Origin of the sequence: Actinotalea subterranea (assembly GCF_008364845.1) — a bacterium.
GTDB lineage: Bacteria > Actinomycetota > Actinomycetes > Actinomycetales > Cellulomonadaceae > Actinotalea > Actinotalea subterranea.
This window is the reverse complement of the sequence record NZ_VTTP01000002.1, coordinates 636,064-651,452: the sequence shown is the minus strand read 5'-3', so window position 1 is coordinate 651,452 and position 15,389 is coordinate 636,064. Positions and strand designations below refer to the sequence as shown.

The 15,389-nt window shown below is 71.3% G+C and carries 15 protein-coding genes; 4 read left to right on the top strand and 11 right to left on the bottom strand.

What is annotated here, in order from left to right; translation table 11 throughout:
• Positions 1-714, top strand: a 714-nt coding sequence (locus FZ988_RS05910; protein ID WP_223145033.1) for a M23 family metallopeptidase, incomplete at its 5' end; no start/stop codon positions are given.
• Between the two features lie 59 nt (positions 715-773).
• Here the strand turns inward: FZ988_RS05910 and FZ988_RS19195 are convergent.
• Positions 774-917, bottom strand: a complete 144-nt coding sequence (locus tag FZ988_RS19195) for a YHS domain-containing protein (protein WP_188078982.1) — start codon at positions 915-917, stop codon at positions 774-776.
• 192 nt (positions 918-1,109) lie between these two features.
• Here FZ988_RS19195 and FZ988_RS05900 point away from each other — a divergent pair, with 192 nt between their 5' ends.
• Positions 1,110-1,832, top strand: coding sequence for a response regulator transcription factor (locus FZ988_RS05900; protein ID WP_149203043.1), 723 nt, complete (start codon positions 1,110-1,112; stop codon positions 1,830-1,832).
• Here FZ988_RS05900 and lnt read toward each other — a convergent pair.
• From lnt to FZ988_RS05875, 5 genes are all read right to left on the bottom strand, one after another.
• Positions 1,829-3,406, bottom strand: a complete 1,578-nt coding sequence (gene lnt / locus FZ988_RS05895; RefSeq protein WP_149203042.1) for an apolipoprotein N-acyltransferase — start codon at positions 3,404-3,406, stop codon at positions 1,829-1,831. The two genes, FZ988_RS05900 and lnt, sit on opposite strands and share 4 nt — an antisense overlap.
• A gap of 43 nt (positions 3,407-3,449) precedes the next feature.
• A complete protein-coding gene (locus FZ988_RS05890) occupies positions 3,450-3,653 on the bottom strand; it encodes a hypothetical protein (protein WP_149203041.1) in 204 nt (67 codons plus the stop codon).
• A gap of 113 nt (positions 3,654-3,766) precedes the next feature.
• Entirely contained in the window at positions 3,767-4,828 is a 1,062-nt protein-coding gene (locus FZ988_RS05885) for a sensor histidine kinase (RefSeq protein WP_246169238.1), read from the bottom strand.
• Positions 4,829-4,887: 59 nt separating this feature from the next.
• On the bottom strand, positions 4,888-5,577 hold the full coding sequence (locus tag FZ988_RS05880; protein ID WP_149203040.1) for a response regulator: 690 nt from the start codon (positions 5,575-5,577) through the stop codon (positions 4,888-4,890).
• 20 nt (positions 5,578-5,597) lie between these two features.
• Entirely contained in the window at positions 5,598-5,963 is a 366-nt protein-coding gene (locus FZ988_RS05875) for a hypothetical protein (protein WP_149203039.1), read from the bottom strand.
• 306 nt (positions 5,964-6,269) lie between these two features.
• On the opposite strand from FZ988_RS05875, the gene FZ988_RS05870 reads away from it, so the two are divergent.
• Positions 6,270-6,671 carry a four-helix bundle copper-binding protein gene (locus FZ988_RS05870; RefSeq protein ID WP_149203038.1) on the top strand — a complete coding sequence of 134 codons (402 nt, stop codon included), beginning with the start codon at positions 6,270-6,272 and terminating at the stop codon, positions 6,669-6,671.
• 92 nt (positions 6,672-6,763) lie between these two features.
• Complete coding sequence (locus FZ988_RS05865) at positions 6,764-7,357, top strand: DUF305 domain-containing protein (protein WP_188078980.1); 594 nt, start codon at positions 6,764-6,766, stop codon at positions 7,355-7,357.
• A 13-nt stretch (positions 7,358-7,370) separates the two neighbouring features.
• On the opposite strand, the gene FZ988_RS05860 is transcribed toward FZ988_RS05865, so the two are convergent.
• The 5 genes from FZ988_RS05860 to FZ988_RS05840 all read right to left on the bottom strand — a co-directional run bounded on the left by FZ988_RS05860 (position 7,371) and on the right by FZ988_RS05840 (position 15,386).
• A complete protein-coding gene (locus FZ988_RS05860) occupies positions 7,371-8,411 on the bottom strand; it encodes a tyrosine-type recombinase/integrase (protein ID WP_149203037.1) in 1,041 nt (346 codons plus the stop codon).
• A 580-nt stretch (positions 8,412-8,991) separates the two neighbouring features.
• Positions 8,992-10,179: a Gfo/Idh/MocA family protein gene (locus FZ988_RS05855; protein WP_149203036.1), complete on the bottom strand. Its 1,188-nt coding sequence runs from the start codon at positions 10,177-10,179 to the stop codon at positions 8,992-8,994.
• Positions 10,176-11,081 (bottom strand): sugar phosphate isomerase/epimerase family protein, encoded by a 906-nt coding sequence (locus tag FZ988_RS05850; RefSeq protein ID WP_149203035.1) that lies wholly within the window; start codon positions 11,079-11,081, stop codon positions 10,176-10,178. The genes FZ988_RS05855 and FZ988_RS05850 overlap by 4 nt, the downstream gene beginning before the upstream one ends.
• Positions 11,078-14,098, bottom strand: coding sequence for a glycoside hydrolase family 38 N-terminal domain-containing protein (locus FZ988_RS05845; RefSeq protein WP_149203034.1), 3,021 nt, complete (start codon positions 14,096-14,098; stop codon positions 11,078-11,080). Before FZ988_RS05845 ends, FZ988_RS05850 begins: the two co-directional genes overlap by 4 nt.
• A gap of 49 nt (positions 14,099-14,147) precedes the next feature.
• Entirely contained in the window at positions 14,148-15,386 is a 1,239-nt protein-coding gene (locus tag FZ988_RS05840; protein WP_149203033.1) for a CehA/McbA family metallohydrolase, read from the bottom strand.
• Positions 15,387-15,389: the final 3 nt, after the last annotated feature.

Below are 15,389 nucleotides of genomic sequence, written 5' to 3'. Positions count from 1 at the left end.
ACCACTACCGTCAAAACCCGACCGTCACGACGGCCGAGACCAGAGAACCGAGCCTCCACTGAAGTCGGGGCGGTTCACTTGGCGGAACAGGATGTCAAGACAGCGACCATCGAGGCTCAGCGCGAAAACCAGCTCGCGGCCAAGGCGGAGTACGAGGCCCAGCAGGCTGCGCTCGAAGCGGACCTCAAGGCGATCGTGGCCGCACAGCAGGAGGAGCAGAGGCAGCGTGATGCGGCGCGACCTGAGCCTCCCAGCACTCCTGGCAACCCCGCTCCGCCTGGGCCTGCAGCGCCAGGAAGGCCGCTGGGCGCGGGAATCCTCAAGTACCCCAGCCCCATGAACCCGCCGGTGATCACTTCGCCTTGCGGCTACCGAATCCATCCGATCTACGGGTATCGGAAGCTCCACGCGGGCACGGACTTCCGCGCGTACTGCGGAACTCCGATCATCGCCGCTGCCGCCGGCACCGTGCAGTGGGCGAAGGGTGTCGGCGGCTTCGGGAATCAGGTGATGCTCAACCACGGCTCTCCGAGCGGGAGCTCCCTGATGACCAGCTACAACCACCTCTCATCCTTCGCGGTGCGCACCGGCGAGCAGGTGACGCAGGGCCAGGTCGTCGGCTACTCCGGGACGACCGGCACCTCCACGGCTTGCCATCTGCACTTCGAGGCCTACGTCGACGGCAGCACCGTGGATCCCGAGACGCTGCTGTAGCGGCGCTCCCGATCAAGCGCCGGCCGACCCCCGCCTTCCGTCTCGGCCGTGCAGTCACGTCATGATGCGCGACCGCCATCGAGGGTGGCGCAGAAGTGCAAGCCACAGTCGAGAGAACAGAAGTGATAGCTCCTGCCCATGTATTCGACGCTTGACGCCGCACGGGAGACCTTGACCTCTCGCCCGCAGACCGGGTCGGTCACCCGACCATCTTTCGCGCTCAAAGTGTCTCCTTCTTGTCCGTGAGACTCGGGGGGACTTCCCGCCTTCTCTCAGGGAGAGAGTCCCGAGCCCCGTTCCAGTCCTCCTGTCGATTCGCTCATCGTTTGATGAAGAAGTGATCGTCGAGCATTGTCTTGCTCGCAGAGTGGACTGCACCGGGCGGACAATCGAGCATGATGTCAACGACAGGTCACCGGAGAATTCGCGCACTGGTCGTCGATGACGAGCCGACCACGCGCGAGGCCGTGTGCACTCGTCTCGCGCGTGAGGGGTTCGACGTCCACCGTGCTCTGACCGGCGAGGAGGCGCTCGTTGCCGCCGTCGTGCTCGATCCCGACGTCGTGGTCATCGAGGTCGAGCTGCCCGGGCTTGACGGCAACGACCTGTGCCGTCGGCTCAGGCTCTTCTCGGACTGCTACGTCGTCCTGATCACGGAGGGCGTCGACGAGCTCGAGGTGCTGATCGGCCTCTCGGCCGGTGCGGACGACTTCATGAGCAAGCCGGTCCGTCTCCCGGAGCTCGTCGCCCGTATTCGAACGATCTGCCGCCGGCCACGCACACTCTGTGCACTCAACACGGGCCGCGGGCGCCCGCGGTTGACGGTTGGCGCGATGAGCGTCCATCCCTCAGCGCGGGAGGTGTGGCTCAGGGATGCTCTCGTGCCCTTGACCCGAACCGAGTTCGACCTCCTCGTCACGCTGGCCGACCACCCCGCCCTCACCTTCACTCGCCGCGCCTTGGTGGAGGCCGTGTGGGGTGAGGCGGGCGTGTGCGAAGAGCACGCTGTGGACGTGCACATCGGCCACATCCGACGGAAGCTCGGGGACCCCATCGGCAGTCAGAAGTTCATCCGCACGGTCCGTGGCATCGGCTACAGGATCGGGTCGGGAACCTAGGACCGCTGGTGTCGGCGCGGTCGCAGGAGCAGGAGCAGCGCCAGTGCGTCGACCGCGACCGCTGGCCAGCGCCCGAGCCGGTCAGACACGGTCAACGACGTGCGCAAGGGGAGCTCCCGCATCATCTGCGCACTCGTGAAGAGCTCCGTGCGGTCCAAGAAGGTGCCATCCGGTGCGATCAACGCGCTGACTCCCACAGTGGAGATCTGGACGACGGCGCGCCCGTGCTCCGCAGCACGGAACCGTGACATCGCCAGCTGCTGCACGGACTCCTGCGTTCGGCCGAAGGACGCGTTGTTGGTCGGGATGACGATGAGCTCGCCGCCGGCGACCACCGACTCCCTGATCAGCTGGTCGTAGGCGACCTCGAAGCAGATCGCCGTGGCGATGCCCACGTCCCGTCCCAGGCGTGCGATCGGGACCTCCAGCAGGCCCGGCGCCGTGCCTGCCGCCATGTCGGTCCGGACGAGGTCCACCGAAGGACTCAGCGCTCTGAAGAACCGGCGGAACGGGATGTACTCCCCGAACGGGACCGGCTTCTGCTTGGTGTACGCCGCTGTGGCACCGGCCTCCGGTTGCCACACCACGTAGTCGTTGTAGCGGACGTCCCGCTCGAACCTCTGAGTTCCGAGGAGTATCGGCACGCTGACCAGGTCGACCGCCTCGTCGAGGGCTCTTCGGGTGTCTCCATCGGTGCGCGGGTCGATGTCCGAGGCACTCTCGGGCCACACCACGAGGTCCAGCTGACCTGCCGTATCGACATCGCGCAGAGCCCGCGTCCCGGCGACGTGATTGGCCGTCACCTCACGGGCCTGGTCGGTCGCGTCAGCACCCCGGACGGGGACGTCACCCTGCACAGCCCCGACGGTCAGGGTCCCCGACTGTGGCGCCGCGGCCAACGGAAGCAGCCCCGGGACAAGGACCCCGACCGCCAGCAGAGTCCCGCGGGCGGCCGTGCGGGCGGCACCCTGACGTGCGCGGTCGACGGTGAGCGCGAGCGCTGCTCCGACCACCACGACGGCGAGGCTCACGGCCGTCTGACCCCCGATCGGCGCGAGGCGGAGCAGCGGCGCGTCAGTCTGCGAGAAGGCGAGCACGCCCCAGGGGAAGCCACCGAACGGCACGCGCCCGCGCAGCTGCTCGACGGCGACCCAGAGCACAGCGACGGCGATCACCTGCACCGCCGGGTACCTGGAGATCAGCGGCATCCTCCGGGCCCAGACCCACGCCGCTCCGAATCCTCCGATGGCTGTCGCTTGGAGAGTCGACAGTGCCAGCCACCCGGCGGGCTGGCCCACGGCTTCGTTCGCCCACCACAGGTGAGGTAGGAAGAACGCCAGGCCGAAAGCGGTGCCAGCTACGAAGCCCCACCGGACCGAGCCGGAGCGGAGTCCCAGCAGGAGCAGGGCGATGCCGAGGTAGGCCATCGGCCACCACGACCGGCCCGGGAAGGCCGATTCGGTCGCCAACCCGCCCACGATCGCGGTGAGGACTGCGGACGTCCGAGGCGCTCGCGCGATACGCACGTGGCTCGCGATCGGCGCGTGGTCGCGGACAGCTACAGGCGCCCTCATGCCGCCGGGCCCTGACAACCCGGCTGACTCGCGCTCGTCATGCTCAGCGTTCCTGCCTGGACAGCGAGTGGAGCATGAAGGCCATCGCTGCCAGGCAGCCGAGCACGATGAGCAGCGCGCCGATCGCAACGGTGCCGGTCGCCACCAGAGCCACGACGCCGACGATCATGGCGAGGCAGGCAAGAACCAGGTGGGATCCGTGACGGCGCTCCGCATCGATGACTGGGGTGATGCCGGGTTCACTCATCGGTGCTGCCCTCCTCGGCTCCGCCCACGGACTCGCTGCGTCCGTCAAGCGTCCGCGTCACAGAGCATTCCACCGCGCCGTGAAGCAACGTGCGACGTCCCATGAAGATCCCCTCAAGCCGCATCCACAGAGGTCGGCCCGGCGGGTGGGGCTTCAGGCAGCTCGACTACGAAGGTTGACCCTTGTCCCGCGCCTGCTGACGATGCCGTGAGGTCACCCCGGTGAGCCCGCGCGATCGCCCGGGCGATGGTCAGGCCGATCCCGCTGCCATGGTGGCGCCCCTCCTCTACGGGGCGCGAGCCACGCACGCGGTAGAACCGCTCGAAGATGCGGTCGAGGTGGGGCGCGTCGATCCCCTCTCCTGTGTCTCGGACCTCGACCCGGACTGCTTCACCGGCGGACTCCACGGTCACCTCGACGGATCCGCCGGGTGGGGTGGCAACCAACGCGTTGCCCAACAGGTTCATCAGGACCTGGGTCAAGCGGTCCGCATCCCCGATCACCTCTGCGGGTGTGACACCAGCGGACGCACGGAGGGCGACGTCCGCATCGACGAACTGGGGCCGGAGCCGTTCGACGGCTCGTACCGCCAGAGCTCCGAGGTCCACGCGGCGCATCCGCAGCTCGAAGCCACGCTCCTCGGCCTTCGAGAGCGCGCTCAGGTCCTCCGAGAGCCGGCGCAGCCGCGCGAGCTCAGGACCGAGCTCCCCCAGCGTCTGCCCGCTCGCCGGGAAGACGCCGTCGATCATGCCCTCGACATAGCCCTCGAGCACCGTCAGTGGGGTCCGCATCTCATGCGCCACCTCGCCGAGAAGCTCTTGCCTGCGCGCCTCCGTCTCGGCCAGGCGTCGGGCGAGGGCGTTCACGTCGGTGACGAGGTCCGCGAGCTCGGCGTCGGGTGGTACGGCGACCGGCCGGTCGTAGTGGCCCTCGGCGAGGCGACGCGTCGCCGCACGGATCTGGACCAGTGGCACCAGGATGCGGCGCGCCGACCACGCACCAGCGACCGCGGCGGTGGCGACCCCGGCGAGGACGCCGATCACCAGGGCGTTGTTGGTAGCGGATACCGCGGCTGCCCGCAGCCTCATACCCCCGCCCATGTCCGCGCTCATCATCATCTGGACGCTGTGGTCGTACATCTGCGGCGCGATGACACGCACGAGTGCGTACGCCACGAGGCCTCCCACCACCGCGACCAACAAGTGGGAGAGCAGCAACCGCGTGGACAGACGCCTCACGCCGGATCCAGCAGGAACTTGTATCCGACGCCACGCACCGTCCCGATGATCCTCGGCCGGCTCGCATCATCGCCCAGGCTCTTGCGCAGGTTCCGGATGTGGACATCGACGACGCGCTCATCTCCGAAGAAGTCCCCTCCCCACACCTGCTCGAGGAGTTGACGCCGGGAGAACACCCGGCCCGGTGCACCCGCGAGAGCGACCAGGAGGTCGAACTCGAGTGCAGAGAGGCGCACGGAATGGTCCGCCGCGTCCACCTCTCGAGACCCGGGGTCGATGGTCAGCCCCGCGAAGAGGAGCCGGGTGGCGCCGGCGGAAGAGGCGCGCCCTCGGCGGAGCACGGCTCGGACCCTCGCGACGACCTCCCGAGGGCTGAAAGGCTTGGTGACGTAGTCGTCCGCGCCGACGGCGAGGCCGACGAGCGTATCCGTCTCCTCCGCCCGCGCCGTGACCAGGAGCACGTACACCTGCGAGAACGTCCGCAGGCGCCTCAACACCTCGATCCCATCGACGTCCGGAAGCATGACGTCGAGGAGGACGACGTCCGGCAGCGCTCGCCTCACGAGCGAAACCGCCTCCTCGCCGGTGCTCGCCTCGGTCACCTCGAATCCAGCAGCCTCGAGGTAACCGGTGAGAACACGACGGATCCCCGGCTCGTCGTCGACCACCAGAACCTTCGCCGGCATGGTCGCGCCTCTCGGTGTCGTCAGGACCGCTGGTCTCCGGCACCATCCCACATCGCTGCGTGACCCATGCGCCCAGCACCGACCATGCGATCCGGACCTTCCATGAACCGCTCGTGATGGCGGCGCATGCCCTCGGCACCGCTTGAGCCCCGGCCACGCATCTCCTGCGAGCCGGCGTGGTCGTCACAGTCCTGCGTGGGCGACATCGGCCCGTCGGCGGTCGCAGACATCATCGAGTCGGTCCCGCCGGCGTCGGTCCCCATCATGGTCGCGCTGCCCCGGTCCTCAGCAGGCTCGTCGCTCGCCGCCCAGGCGGCTCCGGACGGGAGGCCTACCGCGATCAGCGTGAGCGCCGTCAACGCCGTCTTCTTCATCGTCATCCTCATGTCAGCCGTCTCCTTCATCCACCCAGGCTCTCCGGGCTGCGTCCGATCCGGACGCCTCAAGCCTCCAGGGTGCGTGTTACGGCTCTACGGGTCCGTCTCTCAAGATCTCGTGAAGCCCGTCGCACTCGGCGCGACCTGCCACGCACGACGCCGGCGCTGCGCGAAGGCGCGTCCGCAGTCTTCATCGAACCTTCATCACAACCGGTTCGCCCCAGGTGCGAACGCGCGCCCCGCTCCTTAGCGTCGGAAGAGTCCACGCGCACCGACGTACTTCTGTGCCGCGACGTCGAAGTCAAGGAGGCCATTGTGAGGACCACGGAGATGCTTGAGACCTACCCCGCCACCATCAGCCTGGATCGAGAGAAGCTTGCCCGGGTGATCGAGAGCCTCGTCGCTTGCTCACAGGCGTGCACCGCTTGCGCTGACGCGTGTCTCAGCGAGGAGATGGTCGCGGACCTGCGCACGTGCATCCGCGCCAACCTCGACTGCGCGGACAGCTGCGCCACCACGGCGCGCATCCTGTCCCGCCACACCGGGTACGACGCGAACATCACCCGCGCCCACCTCGAGGCCTGCATCGTCGCGTGCCGCGCCTGCGGCGACGAGTGCCGGCAGCACGCCGGAATGCACGAGCACTGCCGCATCTGCGCCGAGGCGTGCCGCGACTGCGAGGCGGCCTGCGTCGAGCTGCTCAACGCCATCTCCTGATCAACACCACGAACCCATTCCGGCGCGGATGTCGACGAGACCTCCGACCGTCCGTCACGCGACGCGACGGTGAACCGAAGGAGCTGACACGCATGTCAGAAGGCGACAACACGACGAAACACGAACAGCACCACGATCACGGGCAAGGCTCCGGGAAGATGTACCTGCGATTCGCGGCCATGCTCCTGACGGCCATGGTCGTCATGTACTGGGTGATGTTCGTAGGGTCGTGGGAGTGGAGCCACATCCGCTTCAGTCAGAGCCGCGTCTTCATGGCCGTCACCATGGGGGGCGCCATGGGGCTCGTGATGCTGGCCTGGATGTTGAACATGTACAAGAACGCGAAGGCGAACGTCGCGGTCGTCGCGGTCAGCGTCCTGCTGCTGGCAGGCGGGGCCTTCCTCGACCGCAGCCAGGCCACGGTCGACGACACCGCCTTCATGCGGGCGATGATCCCCCACCACTCCTTGGCGATCACCCGGTCCGAACGTGCGGGGATCTCCGACGTCCGGGTATGCGAGCTCGCGGTGGAGATCAGCGAAGCCCAGCGGCGCGAGATCTTCGAGATGGACTGGCTCGTCGCCGACATCGAGCGCAACGGCGTTGCGGCGACGGCAGACGAAGCTGAGGCACGCCCGGTGCCGGAGTTCGACGAGCCCGCTGTCCGTACGTGCCCCACAGGCTGACGCAGCCGATTCGTCACTCCATCCCGTCGCTCTGGCGGCGTTCACGTCCGGCGAGCCGCGAGAGCGCCTCGGCGATCGCCTTGTCGCGCTCAGCGGCGGCGTGCTGGTGCTTCATCGCCGCTGCCGGGCTCGAATGGCCCAGCCTCGCCATGAGCTCGGCCAACGTCGCGCCCGTCGAGGCCGCGAGCACCGCACCGGTGTAGCGCAAGTCGTGGAAGCGCAGGTCCGGTCGACCAGCGGTCGCCCGCGCTCGATGGAAGTGCCAGTAGAGGCTATTCGAGGTCAGGTGCCGACCGTCACCGGCCGCGAACAGCAGGGCAGAGTCGGTGGGGCCGACGAACCGTTTGGAATGGTCCCTGACCAACGGCATGAGGTGCGGGGGGGTCGCGACATCCCTGACCCCCGCCCGCGACTTCGGCGGGCCGACGATCGCTTCGGAGTTGACCCACACCACTCCCCGACGGACACGCACCACGCCTCGCCGAACGTCGATATCGGCCCTGCGGAGCTCCGCCAGCTCCCCGAACCGCAGCGCGCACCACGCACCAAGCAGCACGAGCAGGCGCAACCGATCGGGCATCGCGGCCGTCAGGGCCTCAAGCTCCCCGAGGGACGCCGGCCTAATCGCCCGGGCACGCTTGGTGGTGCCGGCGCCGGTCACCCGGCACGGGTTGGTCGGCAGGAGGTCGTCCGCGACGGCCGTCGAGAAGATGGTCCGCAGCAAGGCGTACGCGTGGGCTCGCATCGTCGGCTTGGTCATGTCCGTGGTCGCGTGCCACAGCCTGACGTCCGTCGGCGAGATCTCCAGGAGCGGCCAGATCTCGTTCTCCATCTCCAACCGGCGCTTGTCCCGGCGCAGCTGCACCAGCTCGGACTGCTCCGTGCTGGTCTTGCCCTCCCGGACCCCGTCATCGACCTCGGCCTGACGCACCCAGCGGCGCACCGACTCCTGGGTGACCCCGAAGTCGATCGCGACCGTCGGGACTGTCAGATCACCCCGACGGGTTACCGCGGCCACGTCTCTCTTGAACTCAGGCGGGTACTTCTTCGGCATGGCGACACCCTCCCCGAGGACCCTGGCCCTCGAAAGCGATGTCAACCCAACCTGCAGCAGACCCGAGCCACACCGAACAAGCCGGTGGGCAGCCGCTAACAGAGCGACCCGACACGGGCACCTACCCGAGACTGACCGGCCAGCCAGCACCCGAGCAACAAACAGCCGCACGCCGCGCAGGTCGCCGATCCGTGCCGGCCGTTCAACGTAGCGACGAACAGGACTAACAGGCGCAGGACGGGCATGGTCGCAGTGTGCCGGTGGTGGCCCGGTAGGAAGCGAGGCGGCTGCATATTCATACGGCCGCCTGATCCCCGCAAAGGACACCCGACCCGCGGCGCCGTGTAGCAACCGGTGTAGCAACGTCGTGGCGTACGGGCCCGTTCAGCGGTGTACGGCAACGCCGCAAATCCGCGCTGACCTGCACGAACGAACGGCGCCGCACGTGCTCGGACGGCCTCGGCATCCCTGACACGGAAGAGGTCACTGGTTCGATCCCAGTATCGCCCACAGCAGAAGCCCCTGGTCCCGCGGACCAGGGGCTTCCTTGTTCTCGTGGGCGTGCGCGCGCCCCGGGGCCCTAGCCTCGGCTCGCGGCCTCCCCGCCGAGCACCGCTCCCTCGCCGCGGGCGACCTCACGGAGCATCAGCTGGGCCGTCACGACGTCGGCGCGGCCCTCCGCGAGTCCCGACGGCGCGGGCGTGCCGTGCACGACGAGCTCGCGGAAGGCCAGGAGCTCGCGCTCGAACGCCTCCTGCTGGGCGCACGTGAACGTCGCGCGCACCTCGCCGCCGGCTGGGTCGCCGTCGACCGCACGCGAGACGACGGTGAGCTCGGTCGCGACGTTGAGCAGGTACGGCACCGCGAACACGAGCTCGACCGTGCCCGTCTCGTGGTGGAAGGTCACCGTCTCCCGGTAGCCCGGGTAGTCGGCGATGAAGTGCCAGCCCAGGTGAAGCGCGACCCCGCCCGCGACGGTCCCCGTGACCTGGAGGGAGCCGGGTGCACCGGGCCCGTGCCGTCGCACCCGGTCGACGGTCTCGATCCCGCCCACGAGGTGCCGCAGCAGGGCGATGTCGTGCACCACGGAGCCGAGGAGCACGTTCGTGTACAGCGCGCGCAGGTCCGGCGCGGTGCCCGCGCCGACCGCGTCGTCGACCGCCCGCGCCGTCCGTCCGGTCAGCGCCTCGAGCGTCGCCGGGGCGATGTCCGCCGGCTGCGCGGGCAGGTGCGCGAAGTGGAGCTGGGCGGCGTCCGCGGGGTGCAGGACCTCGACGTCGACCGCCCGCAGGGTGGTGCCCGTGAGCGCCTCGCGGGCGCGCGCCGTCGCGGGGTCGTGCTCCTTCATGTACCCGACCATGAGGAGTCCGGCGGGGTCGCGCCGCTGCGCCACGAGCCCGTCGGCGAGCGCGTCGATCTCCGTGACGGACAGGCCGAGCGGCTTCTCCGCGAGGACGGGGACGCCCGCGGCCAGGAGCTCGGCGACCTCCGGGACGTGGCTGCCGGTCGTGGCGAGCACCACACCGTCCACGGCGACGGCGCCCGACGCGCGGGCCGCGAGCAGGTCGGCGACGGACCGGAACCGCCCCGCGTCCGGGACGCCGAGGCGCCTCGCGGTCGCGTCCGTGCGCTCCTGCGAGAGGTCGACGACCGCGGTGAGCTCGAACACGTCACGGCGACGCTCGAGGAGCGGGAGGTGGACGGTCTGCGCGATGCCCCCGAGCCCGACCATCGCGACGCGTGTGCGGCCCGCGGTGCCGGCCGTCATGCGAACCACTGCCGCAGGGCCTGCCGGTTGTGCACCTGGTGCTCCTGCGCGCGCCCCGGCGGGTCGTCCGGGCCGGGGATGACGTCCTGCTCGACGACGAGCCAGCCCGAGTAGCCGCTCGCCAGCACCGTCTCCATCACGGCGGTCAGGTCGAGGTCACCCTCCCCGAACGGCACGAACGCCTTGCCGGCCCAGACCGTGCGCATGTCGCCGTGCCCCTTGACGACCGCGTCGAGCACGCTGCGCCGGGCGTCCTTGAGGTGCAGGTGGTTGATCCGGGGCGCCCACTCCTCGAGGCCAGTCACGGGGTCGCCTCCGCCGAGGATGAGGTGCCCCGTGTCGAGGGTCAGCCCGACGCTCGTGCGTGCGAGGAGCTCTCGCACCTCCTCGGGGGTCTCGACGAACGTGCAGGCGTGGTGGTGGAACGTGGGCTCGAGCCCCCGCTGCCGGGACATCTCGACCGCCCGCTCGACGTTCGCGGCGAAGCGGTCCCACTGCGCGGCCGTGAGACCGAGGCCCGGACCGCCGCCGGGGTGCGCCTTGCGCTCGGGCGAGCCGGAGCACGCGAGCGTGGGGCGCGGGGGGACGTCGGGGTTCAGCTCGGCTGCCTCGCTGAAGAAGTCGAGGGCCTCGGAGTAGGCACCGAGCGCCGCGCCGAACGCCTCGTCGTCGGAGAACGGCAGGTCGACCCAGCCACCCGCGAGGGACAGGCCGTGGCGGGCGAGGTTCTCCCGGAGCGCAGGCCCACGCCCGAACATGCCGACGGGTCCGGAGTCGATGCCCGTGTACCCGGCTGCCGCGACGAGCTCAAGCAGCTCGCCCGGTCCCGGCAGCCGCGCGCCCTTCTCGGCCCCGAGCTCGAACACCCCGTAGCTCACGGGCGCATTGGCCAGATGGATCATGTCAGCTCCTCCTCGACGGTGGCGTGCGGGTGGTGCGGCGCTGGTGGGACGTCCTGGTGGTCAGCGCCCGCCGTGCGGTCCGGGCCGGGTGCACCGGCGGGAGCGGCCGTCCGCAGGGTGCGCAGCCCGTGCGCCGGGAGCGACGGCCCGGGCGCGTCGACGCGGCGGCCGCGCAGGTCCGTCGCGTGCCAGGCCCCCTCCGGGGGCGGCGAGAGCGTGACGTCCGCGTCCTGCTCGCTCACGTTCAGCAGGCGGGCCTCGAGGGCTCCCCCGGCGACGCGTCGCAGGCTCGTCATCACGGCCGGGCCCTCGAGCTGCGGCCCGGCCACGGCCGCGGGCAGCGGGCCCCCCGCCGGACCCGACCCCCGGAACACGACGGGCTCGTGCCGGAAGTGCTCCGCCCAGCGCGCCACGTCGGCCGCGTCCGCGTCGGCGCGCGGCATCACCGCCAGGCGCGTCGTCACCGTGGTCCCGAGGTACTGGGCCCCCGGCACGGGGATCTCCGAGCCGGCCGGCTCGTCACGCAGCGGGTGCACGTTGACGCTCATCATCCCGACCGCGCGCAGGACCGTCAGGGCGAGCTCGTCCTGACCGTCCGGCGGGCCGTCCGGCCTGCCCGAAGAGTCCCCGGCGCCGGCGGTGCCCGGTGCCGCGACGACCTCGTACTCCGTCAGCTTGCCCAGCAGGACGTGCGCACGGCCCGCGCTCACGCTGACGGTGGCGGGGAACGTCGGCAGCGGGTACTCGCCCCAGCCTCCCTCTGCCGTACGCCCACGGCGGATGAGGCCCATCTGGCCCGCCGCGACCGAGGCCTCGACCCGTTCGCCGAGCGGCACGTGCAGGCGCAGGCGGTGGTCTCGCACCGTGTTGACGAGGTCGAGCGTGAGCCGGACGAAGGGCTCGCCGGCCCGGAGCTCGACCCGCGTCGTCGTCGTCAGCGGTGCGGTCGCCGCGCTGCGGCGGTCACGGTCGTCCGCGTCGACCCCGGTCGGCAGCCGGTAGCGACGCTCGACGGCGAGCACGCCACGCAGCGGTCCGGACTCGACGACCTCGACCCTGACCTCGTCGGCCTCGTCGACGGGACCGGCCGCGGCCAGGGGCCCGTAGTTGTAGGAGTCGCCGCGGTCGCCCTCGTCGACGAGCCGCCCGACGCCGTGCAGGACGGTCCCGTCAGCGCCGGTGACGGTCAGCGTGCCGTCGGGCTCGACCCGGACGTCGACGAGGTCGCTGCGCAGCCGCGTCGGACCGACCTCGAGGACCTCACCGTGCTCGCAGTGCTCACCGTGCGCGCCTTGCTCGATGGGCTCACCGCGGCCGGCGTGCTGACCGTGCGCGCCGTGCTGACTGTGCTCGCCGGCCGTGCCGGCCCCACCCGTGACGGCTCCCCCGGCGGTCCGTACGGGCACGTGCCCGAGGGGCGGGACCTCGACCTCGAGGAGGACGCGCCGGCGCGCACGCGCCGTCGTCACGACGTGCCAGGCGGTCTGCGCGGCGTCGGGCGCCTGCATCGCCGCCTCGATCTCGGCCGTGAGCGTCGGCAGGTCGAACTCGCCCTCGGCGACCTCGGCCACCTCGAGGTGCAGCGACTGCGGTCCCCAGGTGTACCCGGTGATGAGCTGGCCGAAGAGCTCGCGCCCGTGGATGCGACGCAGCAGGCGTGCGAGGTCCTGGGTCGCGAGCCGCTCGTCGCCGAGCGCCGTGCCGAGCTCGACGAGCGGCTGGGTCCGGACCCCCTCCGGGGCCTCGGGGGTGACCACCTCGACCTGCACGGTCCGCGGCCACGGGAGCGTGTTGAGCACCAGGTGCGCGTCCGACGGGACACGTCGCGCGAGGTGCCCGGCCACCCGCTCGGTCACGGCGCGCCCGATGCTCGCCGCGGTCGCGAGCCGCGAGCCCACCTGGTCCGCCGTCGCGTCGACCCCGCAGCCGGTGACCGAGTCGTGCGCGGAGCTCTCGACGACGCGGTACCAGCCGAGGTCGAAGAAGGCGCGGTGGTCGTCCGGCGAGTAGAGGGCGTCGAGGCGCTCCGCGCGGGTCAGGGCCAGCTCGGCCTGGGCCATCGCGGCCTTGAGGTTGGTGCGGATCGAGAACACGCCGGGCAGGAGGTTGCCCCGGGCGTGCGAACGCAGCTCGCCCCGGACCGCGGGCAGGGCGGCCAGTGCGGCCGGGTCGCTCGGGCGCTCGGCCACGTACTCGGTGAGGGTCGCAACCCGAAGCGTCGGGACGTCGTCGGCGGACCTGGCGTTGTGCTCGCGGACCCGGTCCATGAAGTCGGCCGGCGGAGCCATGTGGTCGGTCCCGTACATGGCGAGCACGGGGTCGTCGCCGTACCAGGGGCGTGTGCGGCGTCGGTAGTCGGCTGCGAGCTCGCCGAGGCGCCCGGGCAGCGCGAACATGTCCAGCCCGCTCCCGTAGCCGTCGAACAGGTACTCGCACCGCACGGTCGAGCCGTCGGGGGCCGACCACGCGAACGCGTGCTCGCGGACCGCGTCGGGCACCCCGCGCCACAGCGCCGCGTGCTGGATGCCGAACCCGCGCAGCATCTGGGGCATCTGCGCCGCGTGGCCGAACATGTCGGGCAGGTAGCCGACCTGCATGGCGCCGCCGAGCGCCTCGGCCCGCGCGAGCCCGAGCTCGAGGTTGCGCACGATCGTCTCGCCGTCGCAGCAGAACTCGTCGAGCAGGATGAGGAACGGCCCGACGGCGAGCCGGCCCGCCCGCACGAGGGCCGCGACCCGCTCCCGCTGCTCGGGCCGGATCTCGAGGTAGTCGTCGATCGCGGCGACCTGCCCGTCCATCGTGAAACGGAACTCAGGGTCGCGCTCGAGGCGCGCGACGACGTCGTCGAGGACGTGGACGAGCCGCAGCCGGAACACGTCGTGCGGCTCGTACCACTCGCGGTCCCAGTGCGTGTGCGGCATGACGACGATCGGCGCGGCACCCTCGGGGGCGGGCGTGGGGGTGGCGGGCGTGGGGGCGGCGGGTCCGGTCCCTGCCGGCGTCTGCTCTGCGGTCATCGGGTGGTGCTCCTTCGCATGACTGGTGCGCGTCGGGACGGGCAGGTGGTCAGCACAGCGCAAGCAGGCGCCGGCCCGCGTCCTCGAGGTGGACGGTCCCGTGGCCCCAGGAGGCCGGGACGCGGACCCGGTCGCCCACGACCCGGCGACGACGGCCGTCGAGGTCGACCAGGACGGCGCCGTCGGCGTCGAACGCGAGCAGGTCGTCCTCGTGGCGCAGCAGGACGGGCCCGGCCACGGGACCGCCGGGCAGCGCCGCGCCGATGCTGATCGCGGTCCGGCCGGACCGGACGGCGTCGATGATCGCCTCGGGGCTGCGGTCGGGCGCCGCGACCCAGGTCGTCGGCACACCGAGGGTGTGACCCTGGCCGCGGTCGTGGAAGTCCGAGCCGCCGATCGGCACCACGCCCGGCGGCATGCGGCGCCAGTAGGCCCACGCGAACGTGGACGCCGGCTCGCGGAACCACGTCGCGTGCCACAGCTCCATGGCGTGCGGGGGTGCCGTGACGGGGTGCAGCCACGCGCAGTCGGCGTCCACGGGGTGGTTGATGCTCAGCACGCCGCCGCGGGCGTCGACCTGCTCGAGCCACGTCGCCGCCGGCCGGCGGAAGTCGACCCAGCCGACGTCGCCGAACGCGTTGGCATGACCCCACGCCGTGGTGACCTCCTGCCCCGGGACGAGGGTCACGCCGTGGGTCGCACCGGCCGCCGGCAGGTGGGCGTGGTGGCTCGTGGTGTTGTGGTCGGTCACCGCGACGAAGTCGAGGCCGGAGCGGACGGCCCGGGCGGCGATCTCGCTGACGCTCTCGGAGCCGTCCGAGTGCACCGTGTGCGCGTGGAAGTCGCCCGCGAACCACGTCATGCCCGGCGGGGCCGGCAGGTCGCGGCCCGAGCCCCGTGGCACGTCCGGCACCGGCGCGGCCTGCACCTCGGGCTCGACGGCGCCCGTCGCCGGGGTGCGGATCTCGAGCCGGACGTCCAGGCCCTCGGCCGGGAGCTGGTGCAGGCCGAGCACCACGTGCCACTCCCCCGGCTCGAGCTCGCCGGGCAGGTACCCCGGCGTCGCACCGTCACGGGTGATCACGAACCGGTCCCGAGCGCCCCCGGACCAGCCGCGCCAGCCCGACGCCCCTTCGCAGCCCAGGTCCAGGACGCCCGCCGTCCGGTCGTAGCCCAGGAGGACCTCCACGGACGGTGCGCCGGCCGGCACCTCGAACGGCACGCGCAGGTAGCGCTCGGCGATCTGGTCGTCGATGCCGAGGCGCCGCCGGACCTCCACCGTGCTCATCGC

Bases quoted from the DNA above. Each gene is read 5' to 3' on its own strand.
- FZ988_RS05880 (WP_149203040.1), bottom strand. From the start codon at position 5,577: ATGCCGGCGAAGGTTCTGGTGGTCGACGACGAGCCGGGGATCCGTCGT.
- FZ988_RS05875 (WP_149203039.1), bottom strand. From the start codon at position 5,963: ATGAGGATGACGATGAAGAAGACGGCGTTGACGGCGCTCACGCTGATC.
- FZ988_RS05900 (WP_149203043.1), top strand. From the start codon at position 1,110: ATGATGTCAACGACAGGTCACCGGAGAATTCGCGCACTGGTCGTCGAT.
- FZ988_RS05855 (WP_149203036.1), bottom strand. From the start codon at position 10,179: ATGACGGCCGGCACCGCGGGCCGCACACGCGTCGCGATGGTCGGGCTC.
- FZ988_RS05850 (WP_149203035.1), bottom strand. From the start codon at position 11,081: ATGATCCATCTGGCCAATGCGCCCGTGAGCTACGGGGTGTTCGAGCTC.
- FZ988_RS05890 (WP_149203041.1), bottom strand. From the start codon at position 3,653: ATGAGTGAACCCGGCATCACCCCAGTCATCGATGCGGAGCGCCGTCAC.
- FZ988_RS05845 (WP_149203034.1), bottom strand. From the start codon at position 14,098: ATGACCGCAGAGCAGACGCCGGCAGGGACCGGACCCGCCGCCCCCACG.
- FZ988_RS05860 (WP_149203037.1), bottom strand. From the start codon at position 8,411: ATGCCGAAGAAGTACCCGCCTGAGTTCAAGAGAGACGTGGCCGCGGTA.
- lnt (WP_149203042.1), bottom strand. From the start codon at position 3,406: ATGAGGGCGCCTGTAGCTGTCCGCGACCACGCGCCGATCGCGAGCCAC.
- FZ988_RS05865 (WP_188078980.1), top strand. From the start codon at position 6,764: ATGTCAGAAGGCGACAACACGACGAAACACGAACAGCACCACGATCAC.
- FZ988_RS05840 (WP_149203033.1), bottom strand. From the start codon at position 15,386: ATGAGCACGGTGGAGGTCCGGCGGCGCCTCGGCATCGACGACCAGATC.